12 protein-coding genes are annotated in these 13,339 nt (G+C 65.6%); 4 read left to right on the plus strand and 8 right to left on the minus strand.

What is annotated here, in order from left to right; genetic code table 11:
• Nucleotides 1-31 precede the first annotated feature (31 nt).
• From IVB01_RS02485 to cobS, 3 genes are read right to left on the minus strand one after another with little or no spacing between them, the layout of a single operon-like run.
• Nucleotides 32-1,129, minus strand: coding sequence for an esterase-like activity of phytase family protein (locus IVB01_RS02485; RefSeq protein ID WP_247494229.1), 1,098 nt, complete (start codon nt 1,127-1,129; stop codon nt 32-34).
• Entirely contained in the window at nt 1,126-3,027 is a 1,902-nt protein-coding gene (gene cobT, locus IVB01_RS02490) for a cobaltochelatase subunit CobT (protein ID WP_247494230.1), read from the minus strand. Before cobT ends, IVB01_RS02485 begins: the two co-directional genes overlap by 4 nt.
• Nucleotides 3,028-3,074: 47 nt before the next feature.
• Nucleotides 3,075-4,073, minus strand: coding sequence for a cobaltochelatase subunit CobS (gene cobS, locus IVB01_RS02495; protein WP_247276300.1), 999 nt, complete (start codon nt 4,071-4,073; stop codon nt 3,075-3,077).
• Nucleotides 4,074-4,369: 296 nt separating this feature from the next.
• Here cobS and IVB01_RS02500 point away from each other — a divergent pair, with 296 nt between their 5' ends.
• A complete protein-coding gene (locus tag IVB01_RS02500; RefSeq protein WP_247276299.1) occupies nt 4,370-5,029 on the plus strand; it encodes a DedA family protein in 660 nt (219 codons plus the stop codon).
• A gap of 180 nt (nt 5,030-5,209) precedes the next feature.
• Here the strand turns inward: IVB01_RS02500 and IVB01_RS02505 are convergent, their stop codons facing one another.
• Complete coding sequence (locus IVB01_RS02505; RefSeq protein WP_247276298.1) at nt 5,210-6,439, minus strand: citrate synthase family protein; 1,230 nt, start codon at nt 6,437-6,439, stop codon at nt 5,210-5,212.
• A gap of 78 nt (nt 6,440-6,517) precedes the next feature.
• On the opposite strand from IVB01_RS02505, the gene IVB01_RS02510 reads away from it, so the two are divergent.
• The gene (locus tag IVB01_RS02510; protein ID WP_247276297.1) at nt 6,518-7,621 is read left to right on the plus strand and encodes a citrate synthase/methylcitrate synthase; all 1,104 of its coding nucleotides are present in this window, start codon (nt 6,518-6,520) and stop codon (nt 7,619-7,621) included.
• A gap of 156 nt (nt 7,622-7,777) precedes the next feature.
• Nucleotides 7,778-8,821, plus strand: coding sequence for a sensor histidine kinase (locus tag IVB01_RS02515; protein ID WP_247276296.1), 1,044 nt, complete (start codon nt 7,778-7,780; stop codon nt 8,819-8,821).
• 102 nt (nt 8,822-8,923) lie between these two features.
• Here IVB01_RS02515 and IVB01_RS02520 read toward each other — a convergent pair whose 3' ends face one another.
• A complete protein-coding gene (locus tag IVB01_RS02520; protein ID WP_247276295.1) occupies nt 8,924-9,559 on the minus strand; it encodes a DnaJ domain-containing protein in 636 nt (211 codons plus the stop codon).
• A 157-nt stretch (nt 9,560-9,716) separates the two neighbouring features.
• On the opposite strand from IVB01_RS02520, the gene IVB01_RS02525 reads away from it, so the two are divergent.
• Entirely contained in the window at nt 9,717-9,986 is a 270-nt protein-coding gene (locus IVB01_RS02525; protein ID WP_247276440.1) for a BolA family protein, read from the plus strand.
• Nucleotides 9,987-10,023: 37 nt separating this feature from the next.
• Here IVB01_RS02525 and IVB01_RS02530 read toward each other — a convergent pair whose 3' ends face one another.
• From IVB01_RS02530 to IVB01_RS02540, 3 genes are all read right to left on the minus strand, one after another.
• Nucleotides 10,024-11,376: a hemolysin family protein gene (locus tag IVB01_RS02530; protein WP_247494231.1), complete on the minus strand. Its 1,353-nt coding sequence runs from the start codon at nt 11,374-11,376 to the stop codon at nt 10,024-10,026.
• Between the two features lie 67 nt (nt 11,377-11,443).
• Nucleotides 11,444-12,586, minus strand: coding sequence for a 3-dehydroquinate synthase (gene aroB, locus IVB01_RS02535; protein ID WP_247276293.1), 1,143 nt, complete (start codon nt 12,584-12,586; stop codon nt 11,444-11,446).
• Complete coding sequence (locus IVB01_RS02540; protein ID WP_247276292.1) at nt 12,583-13,194, minus strand: shikimate kinase; 612 nt, start codon at nt 13,192-13,194, stop codon at nt 12,583-12,585. The genes aroB and IVB01_RS02540 overlap by 4 nt, the downstream gene beginning before the upstream one ends.
• Nucleotides 13,195-13,339 lie beyond the last annotated feature (145 nt).

The following is a 13,339-nucleotide window of genomic DNA, read 5'->3' on the forward strand; positions in this document are numbered from 1 at the left end:
CGCATCGGCAATGACGGGGAGAGACCGCCGGCTATTCCACAAGCGTAAACTGCAGCAGCAGGGTCCGCTGGAGCATCGAGAAATTGTCGTCGGAGATCAGGGTCAGCACGGTCTCGCCCCCGGCCGTGACGTGGGCGTCGATGCCTTCCATGTTGTCGATCTCGTGGCCGAGATCGGCGGCGAACAGCGTGAGGCCGTCGACCAGCGCACCCGGCGCGATTGCCTTGAGCGGGATCGCGCGGATGCGGATATTGACGCCGGTGAACCAGGAGAATTTGCGCTCGAGGATGAGGAGATCGCCAGAGGGCAGCAGCACGGCGTCGCTGATGTCGAAGTTTTCGGAGCGCCGCACGCTGAACTGGCCCGGGGCCGGGCCGCCGATCAGGAAGGCTGTGAGGTTGCCGTCGGCATCGAGCCCGCGCTCGGAGAAGGCGATCAGCGTGCCGGCGAGCGGCTGGCTCTGGCCTTGCCCTTTCGGCACGATGACCATCGCCTCCAGCCCCTTGTTGGAGGGCAGCTTGCGCAACGCCGGCGGCACGGCAATCACCTCGCCGCGGGCGCGGGTGCCGCCCTTGGCGAAATCGTAGCGCAGAATCTGGTTGACGCGCTCGAGCCCGACATAGACGAGGTTGCCGTCGCGCGCGAGCGCCTCGGTGTCGTACCAGAGCCGCTTGTCCGTGATCGGCCGCCCGTCCGCACCGAGCAGCGGCGCGGCCTCGACGTCTGCGAGCCCAACCATCTCGCGGCCGGAATAGCGGATGGCACCGGTGAACCAGCCGCCCTGGTCGGAGATCGCGAGGAAGCGTTCACCTTTGTTGTCGAGGAAGCGGAGGCCGGACAGGCCGCCAAATCCGCGATAGGGCGAGGTCAGCACCAGGCCGCTGCGAAAATCCAGCGAGCCGAAGCGCGTGCGCGCGCGGTCGCGCGGCTCGAAATTGGGGATGGTGCGCGCATTGACCTCCACGCTGACGAGCGCGGCGACGGCGTGCTCGAGGTGGAGCGCGCGCGGCGGCGGCTCGATCGCAGGGTGCAATTGCGCCTGCGCTCGCGCCAATCGCGGCATCGTCAGAATGGAAAATCCCGCCGCCGCGTGGCCGAGAAAGCTGCGGCGGGACGAAGCTGCGCTCACGAATGCAGTTTGCGGCGCTGCCGGCTGGCCGGCTGGCTCGGCGCGGTGTTGGTCTCGCTGAAGAGTTCGGCGAGCTTCTCGGTGATGGCGCCGCCGAGCTCCTCGGCGTCCACGATCGTCACCGCGCGGCGGTAATAGCGCGTCACGTCATGGCCGATCCCGATCGCGATCAGCTCGACCGGCGAGCGGGTCTCGATCTCCTCGATGATGTGGCGCAGGTGCCGCTCGAGATAGTTGCCGGGATTGACCGACAGCGTGGAATCGTCGACCGGCGCGCCGTCCGAGATCATCATCAGAATCTTGCGCTGCTCGGCCCTCGCCAAGAGGCGCTTGTGCGCCCAGTCCAGCGCCTCGCCGTCGATGTTCTCCTTGAGGAGCCCCTCGCGCATCATCAGGCCGAGATTTTTCCGCGCACGACGCCAGGGGGCGTCGGCGGATTTGTAGATGATGTGGCGGAGATCGTTGAGGCGGCCGGGATTGGTCGGCTTGCCAGCGGCAAGCCAGGCCTCGCGCGATTGCCCGCCCTTCCAGGCGCGCGTGGTGAAGCCTAAAATCTCGACCTTGACGCCGCAACGCTCCAGCGTGCGGGCGAGGATGTCGGCGCAGGTGGCGGCGACCGTGATCGGACGTCCGCGCATCGAGCCGGAATTGTCCAGCAGCAGCGTCACCACGGTATCGCGGAACGTCGCCTCCTTCTCGTGCATGAAGGACAGCGGGTGATAGGGATCGGTCACGACGCGCGACAGCCGCGCGGGATCGAGGATGCCCTCTTCGAGATCGAACTCCCAGGCGCGGTTCTGCTGCGCCATCAAGCGGCGCTGCAGGCGGTTTGCGAGGCGGGCAACGATGCCTTGCAGGTGCGCGAGCTGCTTGTCGAGATAGGCGCGCAGCCGCTCCAGCTCGTCATGGTCGCAGAGGTCTTCGGCGGCGATGACCTCGTCGAATTTCGGCGCAAACGCATGGTATTCCGGCCCGCGCGGCTCGTTGGCCCCGCGCGAATTCGGCCGCGTCGCCTCGCCCGGCGTCTCGTCGTCGCCGAGTTCGCCGTCGTCGAAGGTGTCCGAAGTCGAGGCCTGCGCGCTTTCCATCGCGCTCTCGCTCATCTCCTCCGACGTCGCCTCGGCCTGGTCGGCGCTCATCTCCTGCGCGGCGTCGGAATCGGGCGAGCCTTCGGCGCCGGACTGGTCGTTGTCGCCGTCCTGGTTCTCGTCGTTCTCGTCATTGTCCTCGGTGTCGGCGTTACGCTCGTCGCCGAGCTCGAGCGCCGACAAAAGATCGTGCACGGCATCGCCGAACCGGGTCTGGTCCTCGAGCACGCCGTCGAGCCGGTCGAGCCGCTTGCCGATCTTGTCTTCGAGAATGGGACGCCAGAGGTCGACCATCTTCCTGGCGGCCGCCGGCGGCGCCATGCCGGTCAGGCGCTCGCGCACCAGCATCGCCAGCGCGTCGGCCAGCGGCGCATCGGCGCGGTCGGTGATCTCGTCGAACTTGCCGCGATGGAAGTGATCGTCGAGCATCGCGGTGAGGTTTTTCGCAACGCCCGCCATGCGGCGCGCGCCGATCGCCTCGACCCGCGCCTGCTCCACCGCCTCGAACACGCCGCGCGCCTGCGGATTGCCGGGCATCAGCTTGCGATGCACTTTCGGATCGTGACAGGCGAGCTTGAGCGCGATGGAATCGGCGTGGCCGCGCACGACCGCGGCGTCCCGCTTGGTCATCTTGCGCGCAGGCTCGGGCAGCCGCGCCTTGCCGGGCGCAAGGCCCGGGCGCTCAGCGGCGAAGGAGACGTCGAGCTCGGGCGTCTTCGCGATCGCCTTGAGACAGGAGGCGACCGAGCGCTTGAACGGCTCGGTCGGGGCTTCCTTGCTGCTGCGGAATTTGGAGTTGGAGGTGGTCATCTCACCCTATCCGTCGTCCCGAAAGGCCGGGACGACATCTCAAACCTTTAGCTCAGCGCCACGTTCACCGCCGATTCCGGCAGCTCCGCGTTGAAGCAGCGCTGGTAGAACTCGGCGACCAGCGGGCGCTCGAGCTCGTCACATTTGTTGAGGAAGGTGACGCGGAAGGCAAAGCCGATGTCGCCGAAGATGTCGGAGTTTTCCGCCCAGGTGATCACCGTGCGCGGGCTCATCACCGTCGACAGATCGCCGTTGGCGAAGGCGTTGCGGGTGAGGTCGGCGAGGCGCACCATCTTGTTGACGATGTCGCGGCCCTCCTGGGAGCGATAGTGCTTGGCCTTGGCCAGCACGATCTCCACTTCCTCGTCGTGGCTGAGATAGTTCAGCGTGGTGACGATCGACCAGCGGTCCATCTGGCCCTGGTTGATCTGCTGGGTGCCGTGATAGAGACCGGAGGTATCGCCGAGGCCGACGGTGTTCGCCGTGGCGAACAGCCGGAACGCCGGATGCGGCTTGATCACCTTGTTCTGGTCGAGCAGGGTCAGGCGCCCCGAGACCTCCAGCACGCGCTGGATCACGAACATCACGTCCGGGCGGCCGGCGTCGTATTCGTCGAACACCAGCGCGACGTTGTTCTGCAGTGCCCAGGGCAAAATGCCGTCGCGGAATTCGGTGACCTGCTTGCCGTCGCGGACCACGATGGAGTCCTTGCCGACCAGGTCGATACGGCTGATGTGGCTATCGAGGTTGACGCGCACGCAGGGCCAGTTCAGCCGCGCGGCGACCTGCTCGATATGGGTGGATTTGCCAGTACCGTGATAGCCGGTCACCATGACGCGGCGGTTGCGGGCAAAGCCCGCGAGAATGGCAAGCGTGGTGGCGCGGTCGAAGCGGTAGTCGGAATCGACTTCGGGCACGTGAGGATCGACTTCGGAATAGGCCGGGACTTCGAGATCGCTGTCGATTCCGAACACCTGGCGCACCGACACCTTCATGTCGGGCAGACCGGAAACTTCCTCAACTTTGGACAGAGCGGCGGTCGTCATCAATCCTCCGAGGTCCCGGGCGGTCCCGAAACCGGTTATTTGCACGTTGGCTGCGGCTGGGTGCTGAAAATCAACCTATCAGAGACAACGAGCGGGCAGAAGCCCGCCCCCTAATCAAAGTTCCAGTGTCTTTTCATTTAGATAGGCAAGGAACGCAGTTTTTGGAGGGCTGCCTTGCGAATCACGCTCGAATTTCGGGCGGTTGACCCCTCTGCCTGCGCGGATGGCCCTGTTGCCGCATGCACTTACCCATGTAGGGTCTGACTTCCAGTGCTCCAGCCCACCATAGAGACGACGTGACATCCTTCCTCGATCCCCTCATCGCCTTCGTCTCGGCCCATGCGTGGCTGGCTTATCTGACCCTGTTTCTCGCGGCGCTGCTCGAAGCGGTGCCGGTGGTGGGGTCGGTAATCCCCGGCTCGACCATCATCCTGGCACTGAGCGCGCTGGTTCCGGGCGGCGAACTGAAGCTGCCATGGGTGTTGCTGGCGGCCGCACTCGGGGCAGTGCTCGGCGACGGATCGGCCTATTGGATCGGGCACCGGCGACAGCGCGAGATCCTCAACACCTGGCCGCTGACCAGCTACCCGCGCGTGGTCGAGCAGAGCGAGAATTTCTTCCATCGCTTCGGCACCTGGGCGGTGTTCTTCGCCCGTTTCGTGCCCCCGATCCGCGCCTTCGTGCCTGTTACCGCGGGTGCGCTCGGCATGGCGCCGGCGAAATTCTACGCGGTGAACATCCCGGCGATCCTGGCCTGGGCGCCCGCGCATGTGCTGCCCGGCGTGCTGGCGGTCTCAGCGCTCCACGAATATGCCGGGCTGCATCATCACGGCCATATCGGCAAGCACATCTGGATGCTGACGGTGGTAGGGGTGGCGATCGTGCTTGGCGTGGGAGTGTTGATCCATCGCCGGCGCAACGGCGGTAGCATCGCGGCGGCCAAGCCGCGGGCGTAGATCTTACCCTCCCCTGGAGGGGGAGGGTCGGCTCACATGGAGCGCAGCGAAATGTGAGACGGGGTGGGGTGAAGGTCTCTCTACGTCGAACACTGCCCGCGTGGAGAGATCACCCCACCCCGCTCGCGCTACGCGCGATCGACCCTCCCCCTCCAGGGGAGGGTGAAGGCGCGCTCCTGGTCAGGTCTTCGACTCCAAAACCCCCGCCCGCCGTCCCGGTGCCGGTCCGACATACCTGGCCCTTGGCCTGATCAGCTTGCCGAATTGCAATTGCTCGCTGGAATGGGCGATCCAGCCGACGCTGCGGGCCATGGCGAACAGAGCGAGCTCGCTGCCGGCAGGCAGGCGCAGGGCGTGCACGAGCACGGCGAGTGCATAGTCGATGTTGACGAACTCGCCGGTCGCTTCCGCGATCCGCTCCGGCACCTCGCGGGTGAACTTCCGCGGTGCGCCTGCGCGCGACAAGGCATTCAGCAGTGATTGCGCGCGAGGATCGCCGCGCTTGTAGACGCCATGGCCGAAGCCGGCAAAGCGCTCGCCGAGCGCGACGCGTTCGCGCACCATCGGCTCGACGTCGCGATCGATCAGCGTCTTCACGAGCTGCGAGGCCAGCACGCCGGCGCCGCCGTGCTTGGGCCCCTTGAGCGCGGCGAGGCCGGCGATCACCGAGTCGTAGAGATTGAGGCCGGTCGACGCGGCACAGCGCGCGGTGAAGGTCGAGGCGTTCAGTTCATGGTCGGCAAGCAGCACGAGCGCGCGGCGGATCAGATCGCTCGCGTGCTTGTTGTCCGCGGCCCATGCCTTCGCAACCTGCTGATGCAGCGGCTCGGCCGACGGCTCGGCATTGAGCATGGTCGCGACCAGCAGGCGGACGATGCGCGCGCCGACCATGGCACGGCCATCGGGCGCGCGGGTGAAAGCGCGGGGATCGGCGCTCGCAGCCAGCGCGAGCACCGCAATGGCGCGGTCGATCGGCGCGGCCCGACGCGCGGCTTGCCCGATCATGCGCATCTCCTCGGAGAGAAGCGGCTGATTGTCCTGATCGAACGGATCGACGCCAGAGACGTCCCACAGCAGCGTCGCCGTATGCTCGAGCGCATCGTTCTCGGCGAGATCGACGCAATTCACCCCGCGGTAGATCGCGCCCTCCTCGGTGATGGTCGAGATCTCCGTGTCCATCACCGGCAAATCGGCGTCGAAGCTGCGCAGGCCCCTGGGCTCCGGCGACGGCACCCGGCGCTCCTTGAGCGCGCGGACGTCCTCGGCCCGGTAGCGGTTTTTTCGCGAATCCTGCGTCGGCTCGGAGCGGATCAGACCGCGGCTGACATAGGCATAGAGCGTGGCCGGCGAGATCGCGAGCTCGGCGGCGGCTTCCCGGGCGGAGAGGTAGAGCTCGTTGGAATTTTTCATATTGATTTATGTAATCAAGATTGATCAATCTGTCGACAGGCCTGACCCTTCCCCCTGCGTCAAACAGGAGATTGGGCCATGAACATCCACCTCACCAAAAGCCAGATCGGACTGGACGGCGTTCCCGCCGCTGAGACCGTGCTGAGCCATGTCGACGGCGAGCGCGGCGAGCTGATCATCGCCGGCGAGCATGTCGGCAGCCTCGCCGCCAGATCGAGTTTTGAGGGCGTCACCGCCCGGCTCTGGAACGGCGCCAACAAGACCAGCTTAAGCGAGGCCAATGTGCGGGCGAGCCTGGGCACCGCGCGGGAGCGCGCCTTCGCTCGATTGCCGGACCTGTTGCCGGCAACCCGCGGCATGGGCATCGTCGACGGGTTTCGTGCGGCCGTCGCGGGCCTTCGCGCCGAATACGGCCTGGAGCATGAAGCAACTATCGTCGGCGCGTTTCCGGTGATTGCGGGCGCGCTGGTCCGCCGTGCCGGGGGGCTCGAGCCGGTCGCGCCCGATCGCAGCATGAGCCACGCCGCCGACACGCTGCGCATGCTGCACGGGCAGGCGCCTGCAACGCGCGAGGTCACCGCGCTCGATGCGTATCTCGTCACCGTCTGCGACCACGGCATGAATGCCTCGACCTTCACGACCCGCGTGGTGGCCTCGACGCAAGCCGATCTGTTCGCCGCCGTGACCGCGGGCTATTGCGCGCTCACCGGTCCCTTGCATGGCGGCGCGCCGGAGCCCGTGCTGGAAATGCTCGACGCGATCGGCTCGCGCGAACGCATCCAGAGCTGGGTCGACGCGGCGCTGGCACGCGGCGAGCGGATGATGGGCTTTGGTCACCGCGTCTATCGCGTCCGCGACCCGCGTGCCGACGTGCTGAAGACCGCGATCGAGGCCCTGGCTTCCAATGGCGCCGACCTGCCCTTTGCCGGCGAGGTCGAGGCCTATATCCGCAGCGCGCTGCGCAAGAAGAATCCGGACCGGCCGCTGGAGACCAATGTCGAGTTCTTCACCGCCATCCTGCTCGATGCACTCGCAATTCCGAGGCAGGCCTTCACGCCGATCTTCGCACTGGCGCGCGCGGCAGGATGGACCGCGCATGCGCGCGAGCAGCAGCGCACGGGACGGCTGATCCGGCCGAGCTCGTCCTATGTGGGGGCCATGCCGAAGGCTTCAGGCGACTAAAGACTAAGGGAAAGGCGACAGCGGAGCTCCCACTCCGCTGTCGTGCGGGCGAAGTCCTGATCTGTGCAGGTTGAGGAGATCTGCACGTCCCGGGCGAGCACCGTGGAACGTATACGCGGCCGGCGAATTAGCTGATCTGGCCCGTAGAGGAACGCGATGCTGGACTTGCTTGGACATTCGGACGAGGCCAGGATCGGCGAGATCGCGAGGCAAGCAGCGAACAGGAGCGCTGCCGGTGGGGATTCCGAGAGGCGCTTCCGGGACTTGCTCCAGGCGCTGCCCGCCGCGATCTACACCACCGACGCAGAGGGCCGCATCACCTTCTTCAATCAAGCCTGCATCGAGTTCGCCGGACGCACGCCAAACATCGGCGAGATGTGGTGCGTGACATGGAAGCTCTATCTGCCCGACGGCACGCCGCTCCCCCACGATGAGTGCCCAATGGCCGTCGCGCTCAAGCAGAACCGGCCGGTGCGCGACGTCGAGGCTGTGGCCGAACGGCCGGACGGCTCAAGGATTTGCTTCATGCCGTATCCGACGCCGCTGCGCGACGAAGGCGGCCGACTGGTCGGCGCGGTGAACATGCTGGTCGACATCACGGCTCGCAAGCAGGCCGAGCAGCGGATGATGCTCCTGGCTTACGAGGTCGATCATCGTTCGAACAATCTGCTCGCGGTGACCCAGGCGATGCTGCGGCTGACCAAGGCCGAGACCGCTGCAGAATTCCAGGCCGCGTTTCAAGGCCGTCTCAGCGCGCTTGCCAATGTGCAGAGGCTGTTCTCGGAATCGCGCTGGACCGGTGCGAGTCTGAAGACCATCGTCGAAGAGGAACTCCGGCCGTACGCAGGCGCAGACGGCGAACGTATCAGCATCGCTGGAGACGACCTCCGGCTGCCGGCGACGCTCGCCCAATCGATCGCGGTCGCCGTGCACGAGCTTGCGACCAACGCCGCTAAATACGGGGCGCTGTCGACGCCTTCAGGCAGGCTGGAGATCCGCTGGGAGACCAATGGTGCAGACCCTCTCGTGCTGCACTGGTCAGAGCGCGACGGTCCCCCGGTCAACGAACCGCCGACGCGCAAGGGCTTTGGCATCGGCGCGGTCGATGGCATCATCCGGACCTTGCGCGGAAGGATCACCCGGCAGTGGAAGCCGGAAGGGCTGGTGTGCCAGATGGCGTTCCCGGACGTCACTAAGTAAGCGCGACCAGATCCGGATGCATCGTCATCGCGCTTTGTCATCGCGCTTTGGACTGTCGCCAAAGCAAATCCTCTGAAGGCCGATGCACGCTTCCCGAATGCGCTAGGCCTCGCGGACCACCGTCTTCAGGTAATTATACGCCTTGATGATCTCGATCAAACGGTCTTCCGTGGAGCGGTCGCCGCCGTTGGCGTCGGGATGATGCTGCTTCACCAGCGCCTTGTACTTGCTCTTGACGTCGGCGAGGGTGGACTCGGGTCCGAGGCCCATGACCTGGAGCGCCTTGCGCTCGGCGTTCATGATCTTGCGCGTCTCGGCCTTGGGCGGGGCTTGCGGGCCGCCGCGCCAGTTGGCGCGGCCGTTGAGCTCCTGGAACATACTGAACGGATCGAAGGCGCTGTCGATCTCCGCCTCCGCGCCTTTCTTGACGCCGCCATTGGCGCCCATCTTCCAGGTCGGGCGGTGACCGGTCAGCGCATCCTTCTGGTAGCGCGCGACCGCGTCGGCATTCATGCCGGAGAAGAAATTGTAATTCTGGTTGTACTCGCGCACGTGGTTCAGGCAGAAGTGCCAGTACTCACGCTGATTGTCGCGACCCTTGGGCGCACGATGCGCGCCCTTGTTCTGACACCCGGTCCATTCGCAATTGACCACGGTGTCGCGCGGCTTCACTTCCGGCTGCTTGCCCCGCGGCTTGACCCGGATGGAGTCGAAGAACTTTGATGAATCGATCGGCATGGCTGACTTTGACTACGCAATGCAAAAACCTTCAAGTCTTGACATTGCAATTAGCTTGAAACCCGTAGCCGAAGTTTCACTTCGGCGTTTTTCAGAACGGCCGCCAGAGGCGGCCTATGGTGTTGACGGAGCGCGATCGCGTCCCTTAATGGCTCACATGGCTATCAGAGACGTTATCAGCAACAAGTTGCAGGAAGCTTTCACGCCGGAAAGCCTGCAAGTCGTCGACGAGTCACATTTGCATGAGGGCCACGCCGGCCATCGACCGAGCGGCGAGTCGCACTTCCGTGTGTATATCGTATCTGCCGCCTTCAAAGGGAAGAGCCGGGTCGATCGCCACCGCATGATAAATTCGGCGTTGGCCGCGGAACTCGCCGGCGGCGTGCACGCGCTCGCGATCCACGCGCAGGCGCCGGGGGAAGGGTGATTTGCTTACCCTCCCCGGGAGGGGAGGGTAAGCGAGATCAAAACGACGTCCCGGCCCTTCGCGGCTTGGCTTCCTCCAGCTCGGCCTCCCGCGGCACCGGTGAAATACGGAGCGCGGTGATGCGGTTGCGTTCGCGGCGGAGGACGCGGAAGCGGAAGCCGTGGAAGGTGAAGCTCTGGCCGCGGTCGGGGATCGAACGCGCCTCGTGGATGACGAGGCCCGCGACCGTGGTTGCCTCTTCGTCGGGGAGGTGCCAGTCAAGGGCGCGGTTGAGATCGCGGATCGGCACCGAGCCGTCGACCACGACAGAGCCGTCGGGCTGGCGGCGCACGCCGGCGACCACGACGTCATGCTCGTCGGCGATGTCGCCGACGATCTCCTCCAGAATGTCTTCCAGCGTCACGAGCCCTTCGACTTCGCCGTATTCGTCGACGACCAGCGCGAAATGGGTCTTGCGGCGGCGGAACGCCTTGAGCTGCTGGGATATCGGCCGCATTTCCGGCACGAACCAGGGCGGCAGCATGATGGTGGTGACATCGATGCGCGAGGTATCGCCCTCCGACGCGCGGATTGCGCGCAACAGATCCTTGGCGTGCAGAATGCCGATGATGTTCTCCGACTTGTCGCGCCACAGCGGAATGCGGGTGTATTCGGTGGCCAGCACCTCCCGCACCAGCTCCTCCGGCGGGAGATCGGCATTGATCATCACCATCGCGGTGCGGTGAACCATCACGTCGGACAAGGTCAGCTCGCCGAGGCGGAAGACATTATGAATGTACTCGGCCTCGCCGCTCTCGATCTTGCCGTGTACGGCCGATTCCTCAACCAGGCCCTCGATCTCGGAATCCGTCAGGATCTCGTGCTGCGAAAACTCCTGAACGCCGATCAGACGCAAGATCGCACCCGAAGCCGTGTTGAGACACCAGCTCAGCGGGTAGAACACCAGGTAGGAGACATGAAGCGGATACGCAATCCACTGCGACACCGGCACCGGCTCCCTGATCGCAAGCGTCTTCGGCACCTGTTCGCCGATGATGATGTGCAGCGAGGAGAAAACCAGAAAACCCGCCACGAACGAGGTGAAGTGCAGCGTCGCCTCCGACAAGCCGAGCGGATGGAGGATCGGGCTCAGCAGCGCAGAAACGGTCGGCTCACCAATCCAGCCAAGACCAAGGGAGGCCATGGTAATGCCGAGCTGGCAGCAGGCGAGATAGGATTCGATATTCCCCATCATCGTCTGCAACAGGCGTGCGCCGAAGCGGTTCTGCTCGACCATTGCCTTGACGCGAAACCCACGGCTCTTCACGAGGGCAAATTCGGCCGCCACGTAAAATGCGTTGGCAGCGAGCAGGAGGACAGCAAGCAGCAGATTGATGGAAATCGAACTCATGTTTGCCTCGCGATCGCCTCGGCGTTCCGCGCCGTTTCGCGGGCGGCAGATCCAATCGATCCCGCCATCACTGCGCTAATTTCGACTGCAGGAAATCGCGCACCAGCGTCGGCTCGACGTCCTTCGCAATCACGGCGCGGCCGACCGCCTCCAGCAGAATGAAGGTGAGCTTGCCGCGCTTGACTTTCTTGTCCTGCGCCATCAGCGCCATCAGCGCGTCGGCATCGGCAAGGCCCTCCTGCGCAAAACCCGCGATGTCCTGCAAGCGCGTTGGCAGGCCGGCTTCGGCCAGATGCCGCTCGACGCGCGCCGCGTCCAGCTCGCCGATCATGCCGAGCCGGACCGAGAACTGCGCCGCCAGCGTCATGCCGATCGCGACGCCCTCGCCGTGGAACAGGCGGTCCGAGAAGCCGGTCGCCGCTTCCAGCGCATGCCCGAAGGTATGGCCGAGATTGAGCAGCGCGCGTTCGCCGGTCTCGCGCTCGTCGCGCGCGACGATTGCGGCCTTGGCGCGGCACGACGTCGCGATCGCATGCTCGCGCGCCGAGCCGCCCCTGAAGATATCGGCATGGTTCTTCTCCAGCCAGGTAAAGAAGGCCTCGTCGCCGAGCACGCCATATTTGGCGACCTCGGCATAGCCGGCGCGGAATTGCCGCGGCGACAGCGTGTCGAGCACGGCGGTGTCGGCGATGACAAGGATCGGCTGGTGGAAGGCGCCGAGCAGATTCTTGCCCTGCGGCGAGTTGATGCCGGTCTTGCCGCCGACGCTGGAATCGACCTGCGCCAAGAGCGAGGTCGGCACCTGCACGAAATCGACGCCGCGGCGCAGGATCGCCGCGGCAAAGCCGGCGAGATCGCCCACCACGCCGCCGCCGAGCGCGATGACGAGATCGTTGCGCTCGATTTTTGCGGCGATCAGGGCCTCGCTGACCTTTTGCAGGCCCGCATAGGTTTTGGAGATCTCGCCTTCCTCGACCACGATGCGCGAGGTCGGAATGCCGGCTGCGGCAAGCGACGCCTCGGCGGGCTCGAGCCAGTGCTTTGCGACGGTGCGGTCGGTCACAACGGCGGTACGCACGCCGGGGCGCAAGCGCGCGACGCGCTCGCCGAGCGAGGCCAGCACGCCGCGGCCGATGACGATGTCGTAGGCGCGGTCGCCGAGCGCGACATCGACATTGACAGGATCGGAATGCTTCAAAGGCGCAGTCATCGTACGGCACTCGCAAGGTCGGCAGGTGGCACGCCGCAGAGATGGGCGTGCAGGGTCTCGATGCATTCCTCGACGATCTTATCGTGCGGCACATCGCGCGAGGCGATGGTGAGGTCGGCATGGCGATAGACCGGTTCGCGTTCGGTGAGCAGGCGCGTCACGGTTCCTTCGGGATCGGCGGTCTGGAGCAGCGGGCGATCGGCACGGCGCCGCACGCGGCGCATGATGACGTCGTGGTCGGCCTTGAGCCAGATCGAGACCGCTTTCGCGGCGATGCGCGCGCGCGTCTCTTCGCGCATGAACGCGCCGCCGCCGGTCGCGAGCACGATCGGTCCGCCGTCCAGCAGCCGCGCGATCACGCGGGCCTCGCCGTCGCGGAAATGCGGCTCGCCGTGGCGCTCGAAGATTTCCGGTATGGTCATGCCGGCCGCCGCCTCGATCTCGGTGTCGGCATCGACGAAGGGCAACTTGAGCCGGGCCGCCATGCGGCGGCCGATGGTGGATTTGCCCACCCCCATCATGCCGACGAGCACGATCGAGCGCGCCCCGAGCGCCGACAGGATGTCGGCCTCAGGCGAACCGGGTATCGGCAGCGCGGCGTCGGACATGGATCTCGCTCGATCTGCCGCCAAAGGCGGCATGCTTTCGCCACCTATACGACCCCGCAGGGGGCCTCGCCAGAGGACTCTTGCCACGAAACGGCGAACATGTTGGATGATTTCATTGGTTAATTTGCCCGCCAAGACCGCTATC

The organism is Bradyrhizobium sp. 164 (genome assembly GCF_023073715.1).
Taxonomy (GTDB): domain Bacteria; phylum Pseudomonadota; class Alphaproteobacteria; order Rhizobiales; family Xanthobacteraceae; genus Bradyrhizobium.

Bases quoted from the DNA above. Each gene is read 5' to 3' on its own strand.
- cobT (WP_247494230.1), bottom strand. From the start codon at position 3,027: ATGACCACCTCCAACTCCAAATTCCGCAGCAGCAAGGAAGCCCCGACC.
- cobS (WP_247276300.1), bottom strand. From the start codon at position 4,073: ATGACGACCGCCGCTCTGTCCAAAGTTGAGGAAGTTTCCGGTCTGCCC.
- IVB01_RS02505 (WP_247276298.1), bottom strand. From the start codon at position 6,439: ATGAAAAATTCCAACGAGCTCTACCTCTCCGCCCGGGAAGCCGCCGCC.
- IVB01_RS02510 (WP_247276297.1), top strand. From the start codon at position 6,518: ATGAACATCCACCTCACCAAAAGCCAGATCGGACTGGACGGCGTTCCC.
- IVB01_RS02515 (WP_247276296.1), top strand. From the start codon at position 7,778: ATGCTGGACTTGCTTGGACATTCGGACGAGGCCAGGATCGGCGAGATC.
- IVB01_RS02520 (WP_247276295.1), bottom strand. From the start codon at position 9,559: ATGCCGATCGATTCATCAAAGTTCTTCGACTCCATCCGGGTCAAGCCG.
- IVB01_RS02525 (WP_247276440.1), top strand. From the start codon at position 9,717: ATGGCTATCAGAGACGTTATCAGCAACAAGTTGCAGGAAGCTTTCACG.
- IVB01_RS02530 (WP_247494231.1), bottom strand. From the start codon at position 11,376: ATGAGTTCGATTTCCATCAATCTGCTGCTTGCTGTCCTCCTGCTCGCT.
- aroB (WP_247276293.1), bottom strand. From the start codon at position 12,586: ATGACTGCGCCTTTGAAGCATTCCGATCCTGTCAATGTCGATGTCGCG.
- IVB01_RS02540 (WP_247276292.1), bottom strand. From the start codon at position 13,194: ATGTCCGACGCCGCGCTGCCGATACCCGGTTCGCCTGAGGCCGACATC.